The 19834-nt window shown below is 63.2% G+C and carries 17 protein-coding genes and 1 other RNA gene; 12 read left to right on the top strand and 6 right to left on the bottom strand.

Annotated elements, in window-relative coordinates; all coding sequences use genetic code 11:
- Positions 1 to 2: 2 nt before the first annotated feature.
- Entirely contained in the window at positions 3 to 1814 is a 1812-nt protein-coding gene (locus MESCI2_RS0129525; RefSeq protein ID WP_027039607.1) for a DNA polymerase III subunit gamma/tau, read from the bottom strand.
- Positions 1815 to 1919: 105 nt separating this feature from the next.
- An RNA gene (gene ffs, locus MESCI2_RS1000000137630) (signal recognition particle sRNA small type) lies at positions 1920 to 2016 on the bottom strand.
- Positions 2017 to 2185: 169 nt separating this feature from the next.
- Between ffs and MESCI2_RS0129530 the strand changes: the two genes are divergently transcribed.
- From MESCI2_RS0129530 to MESCI2_RS0129540, 3 genes are read left to right on the top strand one after another with little or no spacing between them, the layout of a single operon-like run.
- On the top strand, positions 2186 to 2605 hold the full coding sequence (locus MESCI2_RS0129530; protein WP_027039608.1) for an HIT domain-containing protein: 420 nt from the start codon (positions 2186 to 2188) through the stop codon (positions 2603 to 2605).
- Positions 2606 to 2646: 41 nt separating this feature from the next.
- Positions 2647 to 3591 carry an NAD(+) diphosphatase gene (gene nudC, locus MESCI2_RS0129535; protein ID WP_027039609.1) on the top strand — a complete coding sequence of 315 codons (945 nt, stop codon included), beginning with the start codon at positions 2647 to 2649 and terminating at the stop codon, positions 3589 to 3591.
- A gap of 37 nt (positions 3592 to 3628) precedes the next feature.
- Entirely contained in the window at positions 3629 to 3934 is a 306-nt protein-coding gene (locus MESCI2_RS0129540; protein WP_027039610.1) for a Dabb family protein, read from the top strand.
- A gap of 98 nt (positions 3935 to 4032) precedes the next feature.
- On the opposite strand, the gene MESCI2_RS0129545 is transcribed toward MESCI2_RS0129540, so the two are convergent.
- Both MESCI2_RS0129545 and MESCI2_RS0129550 read right to left on the bottom strand, forming a co-directional pair.
- Positions 4033 to 4896 carry a prephenate dehydratase gene (locus MESCI2_RS0129545; RefSeq protein ID WP_032901421.1) on the bottom strand — a complete coding sequence of 288 codons (864 nt, stop codon included), beginning with the start codon at positions 4894 to 4896 and terminating at the stop codon, positions 4033 to 4035.
- A gap of 9 nt (positions 4897 to 4905) precedes the next feature.
- Complete coding sequence (locus MESCI2_RS0129550; RefSeq protein WP_027039612.1) at positions 4906 to 5634, bottom strand: 3-deoxy-manno-octulosonate cytidylyltransferase; 729 nt, start codon at positions 5632 to 5634, stop codon at positions 4906 to 4908.
- Between the two features lie 193 nt (positions 5635 to 5827).
- On the opposite strand from MESCI2_RS0129550, the gene MESCI2_RS0129555 reads away from it, so the two are divergent.
- The 7 genes from MESCI2_RS0129555 to MESCI2_RS0129590 all read left to right on the top strand — a co-directional run bounded on the left by MESCI2_RS0129555 (position 5828) and on the right by MESCI2_RS0129590 (position 15288).
- The gene (locus MESCI2_RS0129555) at positions 5828 to 6514 is read left to right on the top strand and encodes a c-type cytochrome (RefSeq protein ID WP_027039613.1); all 687 of its coding nucleotides are present in this window, start codon (positions 5828 to 5830) and stop codon (positions 6512 to 6514) included.
- A gap of 156 nt (positions 6515 to 6670) precedes the next feature.
- On the top strand, positions 6671 to 8548 hold the full coding sequence (locus MESCI2_RS0129565) for an extracellular solute-binding protein (RefSeq protein ID WP_027039614.1): 1878 nt from the start codon (positions 6671 to 6673) through the stop codon (positions 8546 to 8548).
- The gene (locus tag MESCI2_RS0129570) at positions 8548 to 10416 is read left to right on the top strand and encodes an extracellular solute-binding protein (protein WP_027039615.1); all 1869 of its coding nucleotides are present in this window, start codon (positions 8548 to 8550) and stop codon (positions 10414 to 10416) included. The genes MESCI2_RS0129565 and MESCI2_RS0129570 overlap by 1 nt, the downstream gene beginning before the upstream one ends.
- A 30-nt stretch (positions 10417 to 10446) precedes the next feature.
- Positions 10447 to 11544 carry a microcin C ABC transporter permease YejB gene (locus MESCI2_RS0129575; protein ID WP_013527941.1) on the top strand — a complete coding sequence of 366 codons (1098 nt, stop codon included), beginning with the start codon at positions 10447 to 10449 and terminating at the stop codon, positions 11542 to 11544.
- Complete coding sequence (locus MESCI2_RS0129580; RefSeq protein ID WP_027039616.1) at positions 11544 to 12689, top strand: ABC transporter permease; 1146 nt, start codon at positions 11544 to 11546, stop codon at positions 12687 to 12689. The genes MESCI2_RS0129575 and MESCI2_RS0129580 overlap by 1 nt, the downstream gene beginning before the upstream one ends.
- Positions 12686 to 14317 carry an ABC transporter ATP-binding protein gene (locus MESCI2_RS0129585; protein WP_027039617.1) on the top strand — a complete coding sequence of 544 codons (1632 nt, stop codon included), beginning with the start codon at positions 12686 to 12688 and terminating at the stop codon, positions 14315 to 14317. Before MESCI2_RS0129580 ends, MESCI2_RS0129585 begins: the two co-directional genes overlap by 4 nt.
- Positions 14318 to 14346: 29 nt before the next feature.
- Positions 14347 to 15288: a 2-hydroxyacid dehydrogenase gene (locus MESCI2_RS0129590; protein WP_027039618.1), complete on the top strand. Its 942-nt coding sequence runs from the start codon at positions 14347 to 14349 to the stop codon at positions 15286 to 15288.
- On the opposite strand, the gene MESCI2_RS0129595 is transcribed toward MESCI2_RS0129590, so the two are convergent.
- Together MESCI2_RS0129595 and MESCI2_RS0129600 are read right to left on the bottom strand one after the other, a co-directional pair.
- The gene (locus MESCI2_RS0129595) at positions 15285 to 15647 is read right to left on the bottom strand and encodes a hypothetical protein (protein WP_027039619.1); all 363 of its coding nucleotides are present in this window, start codon (positions 15645 to 15647) and stop codon (positions 15285 to 15287) included. The genes MESCI2_RS0129590 and MESCI2_RS0129595 overlap by 4 nt on opposite strands.
- Positions 15648 to 15945: 298 nt before the next feature.
- Positions 15946 to 16863 (bottom strand): class I SAM-dependent DNA methyltransferase, encoded by a 918-nt coding sequence (locus tag MESCI2_RS0129600; RefSeq protein ID WP_027039620.1) that lies wholly within the window; start codon positions 16861 to 16863, stop codon positions 15946 to 15948.
- 106 nt (positions 16864 to 16969) lie between these two features.
- On the opposite strand from MESCI2_RS0129600, the gene MESCI2_RS0129605 reads away from it, so the two are divergent.
- Entirely contained in the window at positions 16970 to 17980 is a 1011-nt protein-coding gene (locus tag MESCI2_RS0129605; RefSeq protein WP_027039621.1) for a ligase-associated DNA damage response exonuclease, read from the top strand.
- A 232-nt stretch (positions 17981 to 18212) separates the two neighbouring features.
- Positions 18213 to 19814 (top strand): cisplatin damage response ATP-dependent DNA ligase, encoded by a 1602-nt coding sequence (locus MESCI2_RS0129610; protein ID WP_027039622.1) that lies wholly within the window; start codon positions 18213 to 18215, stop codon positions 19812 to 19814.
- Positions 19815 to 19834 lie beyond the last annotated feature (20 nt).

The following is a 19834-nucleotide window of genomic DNA, read 5'->3' on the forward strand; positions in this document are numbered from 1 at the left end:
GATCAGGGTTCATCGTCGTCAGCCGGCGGCTCGACCGGCACGTCGGCCTCGGTCGTTTCGGCTTCCGGCGCGTCTGGAATGCGCACGTCGATGATCTTGGCGCCGGGAAAGCGCGCCAGGATGGCGGCCACAGTCGGGTCGCTCTTGGCATCGAGAAAAGCCGTCTCGCGTTTGGCCGATTCCATTTCGGCGAGCGTCTGGCCGCCCTCTTCCTTCGACAGCGAGACCAGCCAGCTGCGGCCGGTCCAGGCGCGAAGCTTCGTCGTCAGGTCGTTGAGCAGCATCTTGGGCGCATCGCTGGTCAGGCCGACGTCGATGCGGCCGGGCTCGATGCGCACAAACCGGATGCAACTCTTGACCAGCACCTTGAAGGCGATGTCGCGCTGCGCGTCGGCCAGGGCAATGATGTCGGCCAGCGATTTCAGCGGCGCCGATTGCGTCTCCACGACCGGTTCCGGGGGAGCGACGAAGGCAACGGGAGCAGGCGAGGCTTCGACCAGCCGCATGGTCTGCGCGCCGCCCGGACCGGCGGGCATGCGCGTCTGCGTCACCGCGCTGGCGCCATTGCCTCCCCCTGCAGGCGCCCCATTCGGGCGTGGCGCGCCATTTTGCATGGGCGCAGCGCCCTCGAGCGACCTCAGCGCCTCGTCCAGCGTCGGCAGATCGGCGGCATGCGCCAGCCGGATCAGCACCATTTCGGCGGCACTCACCGGCCGGTTGGAGGACTGCACTTCGGGAATGCCCTTGAGCAGCATCTGCCATGTCCGTGACAGCACCCTGACCGACAGCGTCCTGGCGAAATCGGCGCCGCGCTGCCGCTCGTCCTCAGACAGCGAGGCATCCTCGATGGCCGTTGGCACGAAACGCAGCCGGGTGACGAGATGGTTGAATTCGGCAAGATCGGTCAGCACGGCTGCCGGATCGGCGCCGGTATCGTATTGCGCGCGGAATTCGCCAAGGGCTGCCGCCACATCGCCCTTCATCACATGTTCGAACAGGTCGACGATGCGGGCGCGGTCGGCAAGTCCCAGCATCGCCCGCACAGCCGCGGCACCGACAGTGCCGGCGCCATGGGCAATCGCCTGGTCGAGGATGGAGAGCGAATCACGGGCCGAGCCTTCGGCGGCGCGCGCGATCATCGCCAGCGCGTCGTCGTCGACCGAAATGCCTTCCTGGGCCGAGATCGAGGACAGATGCGCGACCAGAGCGCCGGCGTCGATGCGCCTCAGGTCGAAGCGTTGGCAGCGCGACAGGACGGTGATCGGGACCTTGCGGATTTCGGTGGTGGCGAAGATGAATTTGACGTGCGGCGGCGGCTCTTCCAGCGTCTTCAGCAGGCCGTTGAAGGCCTGCGTCGACAGCATGTGCACTTCGTCGATGATGTAGACCTTGTAGCGGGCCGAGACCGGCGCATAACGCACGCGCTCGATGATATCCCTGATGTCGTCGATGCCGGTGTGCGAGGCGGCGTCCATCTCGATGACGTCGACATGGCGGCCTTCCATGATCGCCAGGCAATGCTCGCCGAGCACCGCGAGGTCGACCGAAGGCTGGTCGATATCGGCGGTTTTATAATTCAGAGCCCGCGCGAGTATGCGCGCCGTCGTGGTCTTGCCGACGCCGCGCACGCCGGTCAGCATCCAGGCCTGGGCGATGCGGCCGGTGGCAAAGGCATTGGTGAGGGTACGCACCATCGGCTCCTGGCCGACCAGCTCGGAAAAATTCGAAGGACGGTATTTGCGTGCCAGCACGCGATAGGCGGCGGCCTTGCCTATCTCCAGGCTTTTTGGTCCCGAATTTCCGGCTTCGCTCATACGCCCGTAAAGCTCCAAATGGCCGCGCCCGAAGGCGGCCGATTCCTGCGCATAGTCTCGCCCGCGCTGCAATGCGTCGTCAATGTCGCGAGAGGGGCCGATGAGGTGGGAGGCTGGAACAATGACCCGTTCCGGGCTCGTTAGGGCTGCTTCCTTCCGGACCTGACCCGGTTGGCGAGTGGATCGTCCACCACCAACCTCCCGCTTTCCATATCGGCAATTGCGCGACGAAATGCAAGTCCGCCGAAGAAATCGTTAAATACCGAATCGGCGCACCAAACCGTGAGGGCGCAATGATTCACTTGCAGCCCCCTTGCCGCCGCTCTAGCCTTCATGTGTTGAGCAAACCAAGAAAAGCAAGGGAAACGCCGATGCTGCCGGGCCTGGAGGCCGGATTCACGCTGGACGCACGGCTGGAGGCGGACAGCGAACAGTTGATGTGGCTTGGTCTGTGCGAACTGCGGGTGATGAACGACCGCCGCTGGCCGTGGCTGCTGCTGGTTCCGCAGCGGCCCGGCGCGGAGGAAATCCATGACATGACGCCGCTCGACCAGGCGATGCTGACCTTCGAAACCAACATGGTAGCGCAGGCGCTGAAAGAAGCGACCGGCTGCACCAAGATCAACACCGGCGCGCTCGGCAACATCGTGCGCCAGCTGCACATCCATGTCATCGCGCGTTCGGAAGGCGATCCCGGCTGGCCAGGCCCGGTGTGGGGACACGGCCTGCGTGAGCCCTATCAACGTTCCGACCTGCGACGGTTTGCCGAAACGATCAAGGCGGCGCTATAAGCGTTCCCAGTGTCCATCCCTCAACATATTCCAGAGTCCCCATGAGCTTCCGCCTGTTTGACGCGCCTTTGCGCGAGCCGAGCCAGTTCGTCGGCTTCGCCGGCAACACGATCGACCGCCAGTCCGAGAACCGCGCCGACGATTCGGTCGACAAGGCGCTGGCCGATCCGGCGACGCGGCTGCTTCTGATGCATGGCGGCCGGCTCTATTTGAAGCTCGGCGATGGCGGCGCTCTCGATCCCTGGTTCGGCGCCACCGAGAGCGAGCCCTTCAAGGTTTCCCTGGCGCAAGGCATCCTGCTCGGCTTTTCCGAACGAGGACCGGTGCTGGCCGTGCCCGCCGGCGTCGAACCCGAACAGCTTCCGGAAACAGTCAAGGCCATCGACTATCGCTCGGTCTATATGCAAGGGCTGATCGACGAGGCGGCGGCTGGCGCGATGGCGCAAGGGGCGGCCCTGCTTGCCTGGCATGCCAGCCATCGCTTCTGCAGCAAATGCGGTACGGAATCGCAGATGCGGGCCGGCGGCTACAAGCGCCATTGCCCGAATTGCGGCACCGAGCATTTTCCGCGCACCGACCCGGTGGCGATCATGCTGACGGCGACGCGGGAGAAGTGCCTGCTCGGGCGCGGCCGGCATTTCGCGCCGGGCATGTATTCGGCCCTTGCCGGCTTCATCGAGCCGGGCGAGACGATCGAGGCGGCGGTGCGTCGCGAGACGCTGGAAGAGGCCGGCATCAGGCTTGGCCGCGTCGTCTACCACGCCAGCCAGCCCTGGCCGTTTCCCTATTCGCTGATGATCGGCTGCTTCGGCGAGCCGCTCAATGACGATATCCAGGCCGACCTCAACGAGCTTGAGGACTGCCGCTGGTTTTTTCGCGACGAGGTGCGCCTGATGCTGGAAAGGACGCACAAGGACAATCTGGTCACGCCGCCGAAAGGCGCCATTGCGCATCACCTCATCCGCGCCTGGGTCGATTCACAATGATGGCAGCGATTATTCAAAGACATTGCAGGAGCAGGACATGATCCGTCACACCGTCGTTTTCACGCTGAAGCATCCGCCGCATTCGCTGGAGGAAAAGCGGTTCCTGGTCGACGCCAAGAAAATCCTCACCGCGATCAGGGGCGTCACGCATTTCGAGCAATTGCGGCAGATCAGCCCCAAGAACGACTATCGTTTCGGCTTCTCGATGGAGTTCGCCGACCAGGCCGCCTACACCAGGTACAACGACCATCCCGACCATGTCGCCTTCGTGCGCGACCGCTGGGTGCCGGAGGTCGAGGCGTTCATGGAAATAGACTACGTGCCGCTGGGCGCGGTGATCTAGAGCAATTCCAGGAAAAGTGTGAAACGGTTTTCCGTCCGGAATTGCGTAAAAACAAGGAGTTAGAACGGGTCGCCGTTTCCGTGAAACGGTGAACTGCTCTAGTCCGCAACCTTCCACTGCTCACGCGACTCACTGGCCGGATAGACGCCCAGAATCCGCACTTCGCGCGAGAAGAAACGAAGCTCATCCAGCGCCAGCTTGACCAGCGGATCGTCGGGATGGCCCTCGATGTCGGCGTAAAACAGCGTCGCCGTGAAAGCGCCCAGCTGGTAGCTCTCCAGCTTGGTCATGTTGATGCCGTTGGTGGCGAAGCCGCCCATCGCCTTGTAGAGCGCGGCCGGCACGTTGCGGACGCGGAAGATGAAGGTCGTCATCATCTTGACGTCAGGCGACGGGCGCTCGGCCCACTGCTTGTTCTTGGTCAGGACGACGAAACGGGTGACGTTTGAGTCGGTATCCTCGACGTTTCGCTCGATGATATCGAGCCCGTAGAGGGTCGCTGCCAGTGCGGGCGACAGCGCCGCCATGGTGTGGTCCTTGACCTCGGAGACCATCTTGGCGGCGCCAGCCGTGTCGCCGGCGACGATCGCCTTCCAGCCGTTCTTGCGGATGTATTTGCGGCACTGGCCAAGCGCGTGGATGTGGCTGTGCACCGTCTTGATCTCGTCGCGCTTGACGCCCGGCAGCACCATCAGCTGGAAATGGATCGGCAGGAAATATTCGCCGATGATGTGCAGCTTCGATTCCGGCAAGAGATGATGGATATCGGCGACGCGCCCGGCAATGGTGTTTTCGATCGGGATCATGGCGAGATCGGCCTTGCCGGTCTCGACCGCGTTGAACGCATCCTCGAAGGTCGGACACGGCAACGGCTCCATCGATGGATAGACGTTGCGCGAGGCGGTGTCGGAATTGGCGCCCGGCTCGCCCTGGAAGGATATTCTGTTGGTCTTTTCAGGCATGCCGATATCTCAGGTTGAAAGGATCTGTCTGGCGCGTTCTAGGTCTTCCGGCGTGTCGACGCCGAGCGGCAGCGACAGGACAATCTCGGCGTCGATGCGCATGCCGGCTTCCAGCGCCCGCAACTGTTCCAGCCGCTCGCGCCGTTCGAGCGGCGACGGCTTCAGCGCGACGAAACGCTCGAGTGCTTCGCGGCGGTAAGCATAGAGGCCGACATGATGGTAGAGCGGCCCCTCGCCCCAAGGCGCCGTGGCACGGGTGAAATAGAGCGCCCTCAGCCTGGTGCCGGAAAGTGGCGAACCGACGATCTTGACGACATTGGGGTTGGTCTTTTCCTCGTCGCGGACGATCTCGACGCCGAGCGTGGCGATGTCCACCGCACTGTCCTCGAAAGGCCTGAGCGACGCGGCGATGATCTGGGGATCGATCGTCGGCAGGTCGCCCTGCACATTGACGATGGTTTCGACCTTGCGCCCGGGGTCGAGCGCGATCAGCGCCTCGTGGATGCGGTCGGAGCCGGATTCGTGATCCATGCGCGTCATCACAGCCTCGAAACCGTGCGCGCGCACCGCTTGCGCCACGCTTTGCGTATCGGTCGCCACCACCACCCGGCCAAGGCCGGCTTCGGCGGCGCGGCGGGCGACATGGACGATCATCGGGGCGCCTGCGATGTCGGCCAGTGGCTTGCCCGGCAGGCGGGTCGAGGCCATGCGGGCCGGGATCAGGATCAGCGTGGACATTTCGGGTGCAAGGCGTCTCGAAAGAGGACAGGGAAAGTGGCAAAAGGTCTCACTGGAAGCGCCCTTATAGGTGTTGCAACGCCGCAGCAAAAGACCTAGTTTCCGCCCGATTTGACCGCCCTGGCAGGACGGGTCACGATACCGACGGACGGAGTGGACGGTTCTGTCCGCCGGAAAAGGGAGCAAGGGGCGTATGGATTCCAACGAAGTCAACAAACTGCTCGCCGGATTGCTCGGAACCGTTTTCGTCGTCTTCTCGGTCGGCCTGGTGTCCGATGCGCTGTTTGCCTCGCCGGCGCCGGAAAAGCCCGGCTTCGCCATCGAGGCCGCGGAGCCCGCCGAAGGCGGTCCGGCCGCGCCTGCCGCCGCGGCCAAGCCGATCGCCGATCTGCTGGCAACCGCCAATGTCGAGCAAGGTGCTGCCGTCTTCAAGAAGTGCCAGGCCTGCCATTCCGGCGAAAAGGGTGGCCCCAACAAGGTCGGCCCCGACCTGTGGGATCTCATCGACCGCCCGGTCGCCGAGCATGAAGGCTTTGCCTATTCGGCCGGCATGAAGGAATTCTCCAAGGGCGGCGCCGAGAAGTGGACCTACGACAATCTCAACCACTTCATCACCTCGCCGAAGAAATTCGTGAAGGGCACCGCCATGGGCTTCGCCGGCCTGCCCAAGGACGAGGACCGCGCCAACGTCATCGCCTATCTGCGCACGCTGTCGGACAATCCCAAGCCGCTGCCGGCACCGGGTGCTGCCGCCGATGCAGGCGCCAAGCCTGCCGATGCAGCCGCTCCGGCAAAGCCGGCTGAGGGCGCCAAGCCAGCAGCGCCGGCCGCTCCCGCCGCCCCGGCTCCGGCCGCACCGGCCCCAGCGCCTGCCCAATAATTTCGATATCATCTCGACGACCTTGAAAAAGCCGGGTTCAGCCCGGCTTTTTTGTTGGGAAAACCGCATAGGCGGCGACAAAGCCGCGCATGGCGGTTTTCACGAGCGCCAAATCATCTAGATTGCCCAAGAACGGCATTGCGAAGAGGATAGTGCATGACGGTTGGCCGAACGCTTCTCAACTCGTTGCTGGCGGCAGCCCTTCTGGCGGCGGGATTGCAGGCTGCCCGCGCCGACGAATGGCGCACCACCTCATCGCTGATCGGCGAATCCAAATACGGCGCCAATTTCCAGCACTACGACTACGTCAACCCGAACGCGCCCAAGGGCGGCACGCTGAACTCGGTGGTGCCAGGCACATTCGACAGCTTCAACCCCTACGTCGTCCAGGGATCGCCGGCCGCGGGCCTGGTCGGGTTCGGCGGCGGCCTGCTCTACGACACGCTGATGGAGCAGGCGACCGACGAAGGCAGCACCAGCCATCCGCTGATCGCCGATGCCTACAAATATCCTGATGACTATTCCTCCGCGACCTACCGGCTCGACCCGCGTGCCAAATGGCATGACGGCCAGCCGATCACCGTCGATGACGTGATCTGGTCGTTCCAGGTACTCAAGGCCAACAGCCCGCAATACAGCCGCTATTTCGAGAATGTCACCGATGCGGTGGCGATTTCGGATCGCGAGGTGGAGTTCCATTTCAACCAGAAGGGCAATCGCGAACTGCCCAAGATCATCGGCGACCTTGCCGTGCTGCCGAAACATTGGTGGGAAGGCACCGATGCCAACGGCAAGAAACGCGACGTGACCAAGCCGACCCTGGAAATCCCGCTCGGTTCGGCCGCCTACAAGATCGCCAGCTTCAAGCCGGGTTCGGAGGTCATTTGGCAGCGTGTGCCGGACTACTGGGCGGCCAAGCTGCCGGTGAAGATCGGCCGCGAGAACTTCGACACGCGACGCTACACCTATATCCTCGACGACAACGCTGCCTGGCTCGCCTTCACCAAGGGCGGGCTGGAAGACATCAACCGCGAATACAGTTCGCGCAAATGGGCGACGGCCTACAATTTTCCGGCGTTCCAGGCCGGCGATGTCATCAAGAAGGATTTTCAGACCAAGGCGCCGGCAGCGATGCAGGGCTTCGTCCTCAACCAGCGGAGGCCACTGTTTCAGGACCGGCTGGTGCGTGAGGCGCTGACCATCCCATTCGATTTCGAGAGCATGAACCGCACGCTGTTCTTCGGCTTCAACACCCGAACGTCGAGCTATTTCCAGGGCACCGAACTGGCGTCGAGCGGATTGCCGCAAGGCAAGGAACTGGAGATCCTGGAAAAATACCGCGACAAGCTGCCGCCCGAACTTTTCACCCAGGAATTCAAGCTGCCGGTCTATGATTCCCCGCAGGCGGAACGGAAGTACCTGAAACAGGCGGTCGATCTCTTCGCCAAGGCGGGCTGGGTGATCAAGGGCGGCAAGATGGTCAATGCCAAGACCGGCGCGCCGTTCAAGTTCGAAATCCTCGGCTGGAACGACACCGACCAGGTGATCGCCAGCCCCTACATCGCCAATCTGCGCAAGATCGGTGTCGACGCCACTTTGCGCATCATCGACCAGACGCAGTACATCAACCGCGTCAACAATTTCGATTTCGATGTCGTCACAGGCATCCTCCAGCAGTCGGAATCGCCGGGCAACGAGCAACGCGACTTCTGGAGCTCGAAAGCCGCCGGCTCGCCCGGTTCGCGCAATCTGATGGGCATCAAGGATCCGACCGTCGACGCGCTGGTCGATCGCATCATCTTCGCCACCGACCGCGACGATCTCGTCGCCGCCACCCATGCGCTCGATCGCATCCTGTTGTGGAACTTCTACGTCGTTCCGCAATATTACCGGTCGGCCGTGTGGCTGGCCTATTGGGACAAGTTCAAATTCCCCGACAAGCAGCCTGCCTATGTCGGAGCCGACATCGACTCCTGGTGGATCGACCCGGACAAGGAGAAGGCCTTGGCGGCCAAATACAAGGGTGGCAATTGATGGCGGCCCTTGCCCGTCGCGACTTTCTCGCCCTGGGCAGTGCCGCGGCAGCAGCCGCCCTGCTGCCAGGCCGGGCCTTCGGCGACACTGCGACCGGCACCAAGCTGCATGGCCTGTCGGCCTTCGGCGACCTCAAATACAGGCCGGACTTCGCGCATTTCGACTACGTCAATCCGGACGCCCCAAAGGGCGGCCAGATGAATTTCGCGCCGCCGAACGCAACCCTCAATCAGAGCTTCCTGACCTTCAACACCTTGAACTCACTGGTGCTGAAGGGGGAAGCGCCGCCGCGCACCGAACTCTGTTTCGATTCGCTGATGACAAGCGCGCTCGATGAGCCGGATGCGGCCTACGGCCTGCTCGCCGAAACCGTTACCCTGTCGCCCGACCGCAACGGTTTCCGCTTCGCGCTGCGACCGCAAGCGCGTTTCCACGACGGCTCGCCGCTGACCGCGGACGACGTTGTCTTCGCGCTGAAGCTTTTTAAGGACAAGGGCCATCCGAACCTTTCCCAGGCGTTGCGGTACATGACCGACGCGGTTGCGGTCGATCCCGCCACCGTCGATCTCACCCTCAACGGCAAGCAGTCGGCGCAAAACATCCTTGCGATCGTGGGGATGCCGATCGTCTCCAAGGCCTTTTATACGGCCAATGATTTCGATGCTTCGACCATGACACCGCCGCTTGGCTCGGGTCCCTACAAGATTGGACGCGTGGCGGCCGGACAGACGGTCGAATATGACCGCGTGGCCGACTATTGGGGCCGCGATCTGCCAGTGAACCGCGGCCTCTACAATTTCGACCGCATCCGCATCGACTTCTATCTTGACCGGCAGGCGGCGTTCGAGGCCTTCAAGAAAGGCGACACGCATTTCCGCGAGGAATTCACCTCGCGGGTATGGGCGACCGGCTACGACTTTCCGGCGCTAAAGGACGGCAAGGTCGTCAAACGGGAATTTCCCGGTGAGAAGACGCCGGACATGCAGAGCGTCGCGCTGAATCAGCGCCGTCCGCAATTCCGCGATGAGCGGGTGCGGCGGGCGATCGCCCGGTGCTTCGATTTCGAATGGATGAAGCGGGCCTTGTTTTACGGCTCCTACGAGCGTTCTCAATCGAATTTCGAACGATCGGATTACAAGGCCGAAGGCCTGCCCTCGCCTGAGGAATTGGCCCTGCTGGAGCCGTTCCGGGCCGAGTTGCCGCCAGAGGTTTTCGGTGAAGCGGTAACACAGCCCCTGTCCGACGGTTCGGGCCATGACCGCAAGCTGCTGGGCGAGGCTTCGAGATTGCTCGCGCAAGCCGGCTGGAAACGCGATGGCAGTTTCGTCGTCGACGACAAGGGTGAGCGACTGCGGGTCGAAATGCTGGCGGAGGACGACGGCATCGTTCGCATCTACACCCCGTGGTCCGAGAATATGAAGGCGATCGGGATCGACGCATCGATCCGGCAAATCGATTCGGCGCAGTATGAGCAGCGGCACAGCAATTACGACTTCGACCTTGCCTTGCTGCATTGGTCGATCGGGGCGACGCCGACCGACGACAGCCTGCAGATGCTCTATGATTCCCGGATGGCGAAAATCCCGGGGCAACGCAACTATCCGGGCACCGAAAGCAAGGCCATCGACGCCCTGATCGCGGCAGCCGGCAAGGCGAAAGACCGTATAGAACTCGTCACGGCGCTCAGAGCGCTCGACCGGGTCTTGCGCGCGCGCCTCGACTGGATTCCAACATACTATCTGGCGAATCACCGCGTCGCCTATTGGGACATGTTCGGCTTTGTCGAACAGAAGCCCGATTTCGGCTTTCCGGTCGAGACGCTGTGGTGGTTCGATAAGGGCAAGGCGGCAAGAATTGGCAAAGGCTGAGATGTTCGCTCAACGAGGGCAGAAGGCCTGATGGGCGCCTATATCCTGCGTCGCATCCTTTTGATGATCCCGACGCTGTTCGGCATCATGGCAATATCCTTCGCCGTTATCCAGTTCGCCCCCGGCGGCCCGGTCGAACAGGTCATCGCCCGGCTGACCAATCAGGGCGGCAGCGACCGCCTCGGCGGTGGTGGCGGCGACGCGGGTGCTGGCGGCAATTTCGATGCCGCCGGTGACGTCAGTTCGAAATATCGCGGTGCCCAGGGGCTCGATCCGGAATTCATCAAGAAGCTGGAGAAACAGTTCGGCTTCGACAAGCCGCCGCTCGAGCGCTTCGGTATGATGCTGTGGAATTATGCCCGCTTCGATTTCGGCGACAGCTATTTCCGCGACATTTCGGTGCTCGACCTGATCCTGGAAAAGATGCCGGTGTCGATCTCGATCGGGCTGTGGATCACGCTTTTGTCCTACCTGATCTCGATCCCGCTCGGCATCCGCAAGGCGGTCAAGGACGGCACTCCGTTCGACGTCTGGACCAGCGGCGTCGTCATTGTCGGCTATGCCATTCCGGGCTTCCTGTTCGGCATCATGCTGATGGTGCTGTTTGCCGGCGGGTCGTTCTGGGACTGGTTTCCGCTGCGCGGCCTGACCTCGGACAATTGGGATCAATTGTCCTGGTGGGGCAAGATCGTCGACTATTTCTGGCATATGACCTTGCCGCTGACCGCGTTGGTGCTGTCTGCCTTTGCCACGACGACGCTGCTGACCAAGAACTCTTTCCTCGAAGAAATCCGCAAGCAATATGTGGTGACGGCGCGCGCCAAGGGCCTGTCGGAACGGCAGGTGCTCTACGGCCACGTCTTCCGCAACGCCATGCTGATCGTCATCGCCGGCTTTCCGGGCGCCTTCATCTCGGCCTTCTTCACCGGCTCGCTGCTGATCGAGAACATCTTCTCCCTTGATGGCCTCGGCCTGCTCGGTTTCCGGTCGGTGGTCGAGCGCGACTATCCGGTGGTGTTCGCCAACCTCTACATCTTCTCGCTTCTGGGGCTGTTCGTCGGGCTTTTGTCCGACCTGCTCTACACCTGGGTCGATCCGCGCATCGATTTCGAGCGGAGAGACGTCTGATGTCGCAGGCTACAGTCCCCGTGGACGCGGCACCCGCGCGGATAAAGCGGCCGTTTCTGTCGCCGCTCAACAAGCGCCGCCTGCAGAATTTCAAAGCCAACCGGCGCGGCTACTGGTCGCTGTGGATATTCCTCGTCCTGTTCGTGCTGTCGCTGTTTTCCGAGTTCATCGCCAACGACAAGCCGATCATCGCTTCCTACAAGGGCGAGATCCTGTTTCCCGTCCTGGTCGCCTACCCCGAGGAAAAATTCGGTGGTTTCTATGCCGTCACCGATTATCGCGACCCGGTCATCCAGGACGAGATCAACGCCAATGGCTGGATGATCTGGCCGCCGGTGCGCTATTCCTATCAGACCGTCAACAATGCCATTCCGGAAGCAGCGCCGGCCAAGCCGTCCTGGCAGTATGACGCCACGAAGCGCTGCAACCAGTATCCGCAAGGTGCCGCCGACCCCGCCTGCATGGTCGGCAACTGGAATTGGCTCGGCACCGACGACCAGGCGCGCGACGTGCTGGCGCGCGTCATCTACGGCTTCCGCATTTCGGTTCTGTTCGGCCTGATCCTGACCGCCGGCTCGGCATTGATCGGCGTCGCGGCCGGCGCCGTGCAAGGCTATTTCGGCGGCTGGACGGATCTCTTGTTCCAGCGCTTCATCGAAATCTGGTCGGCCATCCCGGTGCTCTATCTCCTGCTCATCGTCGCCGCCATTCTGCCGCCGGGCTTCTTCATCCTGCTCGGCCTGATGCTGCTGTTCTCCTGGGTGGCGCTGGTCGGCGTGGTGCGGGCCGAGTTCCTGCGCGCCCGCAATTTCGAATATGTCAACGCGGCGCGCGCGCTCGGCGTGCCCAACCGCACCATCATGTTCCGGCACCTGTTGCCCAACGCCATGGTGGCGACATTGACCTTCATGCCCTTCCTGCTCTCGGGCTCGATCTCGACGCTGACCTCGCTCGACTACCTTGGTTTCGGCCTGCCGCCCGGCTCCGCCTCGCTCGGCGAACTGCTCAAGCAGGCACAGCGCAACCTCAATGCGCCGTGGCTCGGCATTTCCGGCTTCGTCGTCATCTCGCTGATGCTGTCGCTGCTGGTCTTCGTCGGCGAGGCGACGCGCGACGCCTTCGATCCGCGCAAGACGTTCAGATGAGCGAAGCCCCCTTGCTCAGCGTACAGGACCTCAGCGTCGCCTTCAGCCAGGGCGGCGGCCAGTCGACGGCTGTCGACCACATCTCGTTCGACATCGCCAAGGGCGAGACGGTGGCGCTGGTCGGCGAATCCGGTTCCGGCAAATCGGTCTCGGCGCTTTCGGTGCTGAAGCTGCTGCCCTATCCAAGCGCCAGCCACCCCTCGGGAAAGATCGTGTTCCAGGGCGCCGACCTGCTGGCGATGAGCGAAAAGCAGTTGCGGCAGGTGCGCGGCAACAAGATCACCATGATCTTCCAGGAGCCGATGACCTCGCTCAATCCGCTGCACACGATCGAGCAGCAGATCGTCGAGATCCTGAAGCTGCACCAGGGCATGGCCGACCGCCCGGCCAAGGAACGCACACTGGCCCTGCTCAACGAGGTCGGCATCCGCGATCCGCACAAGCGCCTCGATGCCTATCCGCACCAGTTGTCCGGCGGCCAGCGCCAGCGCGTGATGATCGCCATGGCGTTGGCCAACGAGCCCGAACTTCTGATCGCCGACGAGCCGACGACGGCGCTCGACGTCACCGTGCAGGCGCAGATCCTCGAATTGCTGGCCGGCTTGAAGAGCCGCAAGGGCATGTCGATGCTGTTCATCACCCATGATCTCGGCATCGTGCGCAAGATTGCCGACCGCGTCTGCGTGATGACCAAGGGCAAGATCGTCGAGACCGGGCCGACCAAGGAGATCTTCGCCAATCCGCAGCATGCCTATACGCGGCATCTGCTGGCGGCCGAGCCGAAGGGCAAGCCGCCGGCCGCCAATGCCGACGCCAAGCCTGTCATGACCGGCAAGGACATAAAGGTCTGGTTCCCGATCAAGCAGGGCTTCTTCCGCCGCACCGTCGACAATGTGAAGGCGGTCGACGGCATCGATGTCACCGTGCGCGCCGGCCAGACGCTTGGCGTGGTCGGCGAATCCGGCTCCGGCAAGACGACGCTCGGCCTGGCGCTGGCGCGCATGATCTCGTCGACCGGCATGATCCAGTTCAACGGCCGCGACATCAACCAGCTGTCCTTCAACGCCATGCGGCCGCTCAGGCGCGAATTGCAGATCGTCTTCCAGGATCCGTTCGGCTCGCTCAGCCCGCGCATGTCGATCGCCGAGATCATCGAGGAAGGCCTCAAGATCCACGAGCCGAAGCTGTCGCCCGACGAGCGCGACGACAAGGTGGCCGCCGTGCTGAAGGAGGTCGGGCTCGATCCGGCGACACGCAACCGCTATCCGCACGAGTTTTCCGGCGGCCAGCGCCAGCGCGTTGCCATCGCACGCGCCATGGTGCTCAACCCGCGCTTCGTCATGCTGGACGAGCCGACATCGGCGCTCGACATGAGCGTGCAGGCGCAGGTCGTCGACCTCCTGCGCAGCCTGCAGGCCAAGCACGACCTCGCCTATCTCTTCATCAGCCATGATTTGAAAGTCATCCGCGCGCTGGCCAACGACGTCATCGTCATGCGCAATGGCAGGATCGTCGAAGCCGGCCCTTCCCAGCAGATTTTTGAAAATCCGCAAACCGACTATACTCGGGCGCTGATCTCGGCCGCCTTCAAGATCGAGACGGCGCCGGTCGGCATCGTCAGCGAGTGATTTGCGTGGAGAGGGACTAAAAGACCGCAATGGAAAAAGGCCGCATCCTGCTTGCCGTCACCGGCTTTCATCCGCAGCGCTGGCGCGAACTGCTGTCGGCCGAACGCGAGGTGGTGCTGGAGCCGGACGGCGCCAGCGATCCCTCGATCACCTATGCCGTGGTGTGGAAGCAGAAGCCGAACATTCTGGCGTCGCTGCCCAATCTGCGCGCCATCTTCTCGATCGGCGCCGGCGTCGACCATATCTTCGCCGATCCCGGCCTGCCCGATGTGCCGATCGTCAAGGTCGTCGCCGACAACCTCACCCAGTACATGACCGAATATGTCGTCTGGCGGGTGCTCGACCATCACCGCCAGGGCCTGCTCTACCGGTCGCAGCAGCCGAAGAAGATCTGGCACGAGCCGCAGCAGAGACCTGCCGGTGACATTTCGGTCGGCATCATGGGGCTCGGCAGCCTCGGCCGGGCCGCGGCATCGGTGCTGCTCTCGCTCGGCTTTGCCGTCAATGGCTGGTCGCGCAGCGACAAGGCCATGGAAGGCGTCGCGACCTATTCCGGCGAGGCCGGACTTATCCCCTTCCTCAAGGCAACCGACATCCTGGTGGTGCTCTTGCCGCTGACGCCTGAGACCAAGGGCATCATCAACTACGGCGTGCTGAAGGAGCTGCGGAAACGCAACGGTCTCGGCGGCTCGGTGCTGATCAATGCCGGGCGCGGCCGCCTGCAGAAGGATACCGACATTTTGCGGGCGCTGGATGACGGCACATTGAAGGAGGCAAGCCTCGACGTGTTCGAGGTCGAACCGCTGCCGAAGACCAGTCCGCTGTGGGGGCATCCAAAAGTGTTCGTGACGCCGCACGCGGCGGCGACCTCCGATCCGGTGCATCTGGCGCCCATCATGCTACGCCAGATGGACGCCTTCGAACGCGGCGAAAAGCTCGACAATCTGGTGGACCGCAAGGCGGGGTACTAGCCAGGCAGAGCGATCTTCTTCTGCTTCTCCGGCTGGCCGCAGTCGCGTCGGTCGATCGACCGGTTCATGGCATCGATCTCACCGCTCGCCTTGTCGGTATCGCGTTTGGCCTTGGAGCGCATGTCAGGCGTGAACGGGCCGAAGCCCATCGCCGGATTGGAGAAGGTCGGCTTGGCCTTCGTCGCAAGGTTGTATTGCTGCGCCAAGCCATTGCGCTGCGCCAGCAACTGGTCGCACGGCACGGTGTCATATTGCAGCGAGGACTGGACGTTCGCATCCTGCTGTTCCGACATCGAAGTGCCGCCGACGCAGCCGGCGGTCAGCAGGCAAGAGGCCAAGATCATCATGTTCCAGCGCATCGGCTATGCTCCTCCTGATATCCCGCCCTGATGCGAGCAGATCGCAAATATCAGTCGCGCATGCAAATCGGACTTTTTCACAGCAAGAATGTTTGCGGGGCGGCGACGGACCCTTCGCCGGCGCGTGGCTGACGGAGCGTCAAACAAAAAAACCGCCTGTGCGGCGGGTCACCGGCGCAAATCAGCACCATAGCCAAATATGTACCATAGCTGAGGTCATGTGTCAAGAAAAAATTCCTATCACGTTGCCCGGCAAAAAGCTGCCGACACCGCCAAACCGGCTGTCGCCAGGTCTTTGTCAAGCTGAGTTCGGAGCCCTGGCCACAACGACCAACCCGTTGACGTGTTCCCCACGATCCTGCCGGATCACGGTTGGTTCCAGCGACAGGACCGAAAGCCCGTTGGCGGCCAGCACGTCGCGCACATAGCGTTGCGCATGCGCATAGCGGCGCGACGGCAGCAGCACGAAATCGCCATCGCCGGCCAGCGTCTCGACGGAAAACGCGAACAGGCCATCCATGGCCAGCAAGCCGGCAATCGTCTTCACCACGCCGTCCAGCGCGCCGACATAGATGAAAACATCGGCCACCGTCACCAGATCGGCTTTCGGACCGGCATAGGGAAAATCCCGCAGATCGGCCTTATCGAGGAAATCGTAGACGCCCTTGGCCCGCGCCTTTCTCAGCATTTTGGCCGAAATGTCATACCCCTCCAGCCGGTCGGCGATCGGCCGCAGCCTCTGCCCCATCAGGCCGGTGCCGCAGCCGAGATCGAGCGCCAGCGCAAAGCGGCCCGGCCTTGCCGCTCGAATGGCCTGGTCGAGCATCTCAGGCAGCCGGTACCCCAGCCTGCCGACCAGGGACTCGTCGAAGCTCTCGGCATAATGGTCGAACAGTGTCTCGACGAAGGCGCTGGGGAGCGCATCGACCGCCGGCGCCTTGCCGATCAATTGCAGGTTCAGCGCAGCGCCCTGACGATCCGATGGATCGAGTTGCAACGACATCGTCCAGGCCTGTGCGGCCAGATCCGCCGCGCCCGCCGCCTGCTGCATCTCGCCGAGGCGAAACCAGCCCATCGCCCATTGCGGTGTCATTTCCAGCGCGCCGAGCAGCAATTCCGCCGCCGCCGCATGATCGCCGTCCGCATGCAGCATCTCGGCATAGTCGGCGCGACGATCGGCGTTCAAGTCGCCGGACGAGGCCTGAAGCGGTTTCATGGCGATGGGTCCTGCCGGAGGATCGTGCCGGCGGTGCTCTATGCGGGAGTCAGCAGTGACTTACAACAGGCTTCCCGCCGCGGAATTATATCCTATCTTGAGGATCATGCGCGCCAGCGACCTGCTTCATCCCCGGCCCGAGGGCCTCTATTGCCCGCCGGGCGATTTCTTCATCGACCCGGTGCGGCCGGTCGATCGGGCACTGATCACGCATGGCCATTCCGACCATGCGCGTTCCGGCCACCGCTCTGTGCTGGCAACGCGGCAGACGCTCGACATTATGGGCCTGCGCTACGGCGAGGATTTCGCTGGCACGACGCAAGCGGCCAGGCTGGGGGAGACGATTGTCCTCAACGGTGTCAGCGTCAGTTTCCATCCGGCCGGCCATGTGCTGGGCTCGGCGCAGATATCCGTCGAGCATCAGGGCACGCGCATCGTCGCGTCCGGTGACTACAAGCGGCAGAGAGACGCGACCTGCGCGCCATTCGAGCCGATCCGGTGCGATGTGTTCATCACCGAAGCGACCTTCGGCCTGCCGGTGTTTCGCCATCCCCCCGACACAGAAGAAATCGCCCGCCTGCTGAAATCGGCGGCGCAGTTTCCCGAACGCTCGCATCTGGTCGGCGCCTATGCGTTGGGCAAGGCGCAACGGGTGATGCGGCTGTTGCGCGACGCCGGCTACGACAGGCCGCTCTACATCCATGGCGCACTGGCCAAGCTCAGCGAGTACTATCAGAGCCAAGGCATAGACCTTGGGCGGCTGGAGCCGGCAACCGTCGAAAGCGGCGGCAAGGATGATTTTACAGGCGCCATCGTCGTCGGCCCGCCATCGGCCTTCGCCGATCGCTGGGCGCGGCGCTTTCCCGATCCGATCTCTTGCTTTGCCTCCGGCTGGATGCGCATCCGCCAGCGCGCCAAGCAAGGCGGCGTCGAACTGCCGCTGATCATCTCGGACCATGCCGACTGGGATGAGCTGACCGCCACCATCAAGGAGACCGGAGCCGAGGAGATCTGGGTGACGCATGGCCGCGAGGAAGCGTTGGTGCGCTGGTGCGAGCTCGAAGGCATCGCGGCGCGGCCGCTGCATCTGGTCGGCTACGAGGACGAGGGCGATTGATGGCACGTTTGGCCGATTTGGCGCCCTACGGCGCCCCCCTCTGGCCTGCCGGCCATCTCCCCCTCCAGGGGGGAGATCGGCTGCCGTGCCGGCTTTCGCCAATCTCCAACCTCGTAAAGGGAGAGCCGTCAGCGAAGCTGCCAATCTCCCCCCTTGAGGGGGAGATGTCCGGCAGAACAGAGGGGGGCGCCACAGAACGCAAGCCGCCATCATTGGCCTGGTCCACACGCCCATGAACCGCTTCGCCGAGCTTCTCGACCGCCTGGTGCTGACGCCGTCGCGCAATGGCAAGCTGACCTTGCTGACCGACTATTTCCGAGCCGTGGAGGATCCCGATCGCGGGCTGGCGCTGGCTGCCATCACCGGCGATCTCAATATCGCCGCGGTCAAGCCGGCGATGCTGCGCATGCTGGTCACCGAACGCATGGATCCGGTGCTGTTCGGCTATTCCTACGACTATGTCGGCGATCTCGCCGAAACGGTGTCGCTGGTCTGGCCGCAAACGCCCGGAAAAATCGCCAACCGCGAGCCGACGCTTGGCGAGGTTGTTGCCAAACTGCAGGCGGCAAGCCGCTCCGACGGGCCCAAGGTGCTGGCAGGGCTGCTCGACAGCGCCGGCATCTCAGCGCGCTTTGCCATCATCAAGCTGGTCACCGGCGGGCTGCGCATCGGCGTATCGGCGCGGCTGGCCAAACAGGCGCTGGCCGATTTCGGCAAGATCGACGTCGCCGAGATCGAGGAGCTCTGGCACGGGTTGACGCCGCCTTACACAGCGCTGTTCGCGTGGCTGGAGGGCAAGGCCGAAAAACCCAGGAACACGGCGTTGGCATTGTTTCGCCCGGTGATGCTGTCGAACCCGGTTGGCGACGGCGATCTCGAAAAGCTCGATCCGGCGGATTATGCCGCCGAATGGAAATGGGACGGCATCCGTGTCCAGGCGGTGGCCGAGGGCGGCATCCGCCGGCTCTATTCGCGCACCGGCGATGACGTTTCGGGTGCCTTTCCGGACCTCGCCGATGCCATGCATTTTTCCGCGACGCTGGACGGCGAACTGCTTGTCGGCGATCCCCGGGAGGCGACGGGAACCTTCTCGGATCTGCAGCAACGGCTGAATCGCAAGACGGTGACACCGAAGATGCAGCAGCAATACCCGGCCTTCATGCGCTGCTACGATCTGCTCCAGGTCGGCGGCGAGGATCTGCGCGCGCTGCCGTTTCGCGAGCGGCGCGGCCGGCTGGAGAGCTTTGTCGGGACGCTCGATCCGAGCCGTTTCGATCTGTCGCCATTCGTCGACTTCACGGATTGGCAAACGCTGGAGGAGCTGCGCCGGGCGCCGCCGCATCCGATCATCGAAGGCGTCATGCTGAAGCGCTGGGACTCGGCCTATGTCGCCGGCCGGCCGAAAGGTCCATGGTTCAAATGGAAACGCGATCCGCACACGGTGGACGCGGTGCTGATGTATGCCCAGCGCGGCCACGGCAAACGCTCCAGCTTCTATTCCGACTATACGTTCGGTGTCTGGACAGGTGCCGAAGGCGAGGAGGAACTGGTGCCGGTCGGCAAGGCCTATTTCGGCTTCACCGACGAGGAGTTGAAGCAGATCGACAAATATGTCCGCGACAACACGATCGAGCGTTTCGGGCCGGTGCGCTCGGTGCGGGCCGACCGCGACAACGGCCTGGTGCTGGAAGTCGCCTTCGAAGGGCTCAACCGCTCGACCCGGCACAAATCCGGCGTCGCCATGCGCTTTCCCCGCATTTCGCGGCTGCGCTGGGACAAGCCGGCCAACGAGGCCGACCGCATCGAAACGCTGCAGGCGCTGCTCGATCGCTGATTTCGCGCGGTGCCGGGTGC

Source organism: Mesorhizobium ciceri WSM4083, from assembly GCF_000519305.1.
GTDB classification, from domain to species: Bacteria; Pseudomonadota; Alphaproteobacteria; order Rhizobiales; family Rhizobiaceae; genus Mesorhizobium; species Mesorhizobium ciceri_B.

Excerpts from the sequence above, each read along its gene's own strand:
- MESCI2_RS0129525 (WP_027039607.1), bottom strand. The coding sequence starts at position 1,814 with ATGAGCGAAGCCGGAAATTCGGGACCAAAAAGCCTGGAGATAGGCAAG.
- MESCI2_RS0129530 (WP_027039608.1), top strand. The coding sequence starts at position 2,186 with ATGCTGCCGGGCCTGGAGGCCGGATTCACGCTGGACGCACGGCTGGAG.
- nudC (WP_027039609.1), top strand. The coding sequence starts at position 2,647 with ATGAGCTTCCGCCTGTTTGACGCGCCTTTGCGCGAGCCGAGCCAGTTC.
- MESCI2_RS0129540 (WP_027039610.1), top strand. The coding sequence starts at position 3,629 with ATGATCCGTCACACCGTCGTTTTCACGCTGAAGCATCCGCCGCATTCG.
- MESCI2_RS0129545 (WP_032901421.1), bottom strand. The coding sequence starts at position 4,896 with ATGCCTGAAAAGACCAACAGAATATCCTTCCAGGGCGAGCCGGGCGCC.
- MESCI2_RS0129550 (WP_027039612.1), bottom strand. The coding sequence starts at position 5,634 with ATGTCCACGCTGATCCTGATCCCGGCCCGCATGGCCTCGACCCGCCTG.
- MESCI2_RS0129555 (WP_027039613.1), top strand. The coding sequence starts at position 5,828 with ATGGATTCCAACGAAGTCAACAAACTGCTCGCCGGATTGCTCGGAACC.
- MESCI2_RS0129565 (WP_027039614.1), top strand. The coding sequence starts at position 6,671 with ATGACGGTTGGCCGAACGCTTCTCAACTCGTTGCTGGCGGCAGCCCTT.
- MESCI2_RS0129570 (WP_027039615.1), top strand. The coding sequence starts at position 8,548 with ATGGCGGCCCTTGCCCGTCGCGACTTTCTCGCCCTGGGCAGTGCCGCG.
- MESCI2_RS0129575 (WP_013527941.1), top strand. The coding sequence starts at position 10,447 with ATGGGCGCCTATATCCTGCGTCGCATCCTTTTGATGATCCCGACGCTG.
- MESCI2_RS0129580 (WP_027039616.1), top strand. The coding sequence starts at position 11,544 with ATGTCGCAGGCTACAGTCCCCGTGGACGCGGCACCCGCGCGGATAAAG.
- MESCI2_RS0129585 (WP_027039617.1), top strand. The coding sequence starts at position 12,686 with ATGAGCGAAGCCCCCTTGCTCAGCGTACAGGACCTCAGCGTCGCCTTC.
- MESCI2_RS0129590 (WP_027039618.1), top strand. The coding sequence starts at position 14,347 with ATGGAAAAAGGCCGCATCCTGCTTGCCGTCACCGGCTTTCATCCGCAG.
- MESCI2_RS0129595 (WP_027039619.1), bottom strand. The coding sequence starts at position 15,647 with ATGCGCTGGAACATGATGATCTTGGCCTCTTGCCTGCTGACCGCCGGC.
- MESCI2_RS0129600 (WP_027039620.1), bottom strand. The coding sequence starts at position 16,863 with ATGAAACCGCTTCAGGCCTCGTCCGGCGACTTGAACGCCGATCGTCGC.
- MESCI2_RS0129605 (WP_027039621.1), top strand. The coding sequence starts at position 16,970 with ATGCGCGCCAGCGACCTGCTTCATCCCCGGCCCGAGGGCCTCTATTGC.
- MESCI2_RS0129610 (WP_027039622.1), top strand. The coding sequence starts at position 18,213 with ATGAACCGCTTCGCCGAGCTTCTCGACCGCCTGGTGCTGACGCCGTCG.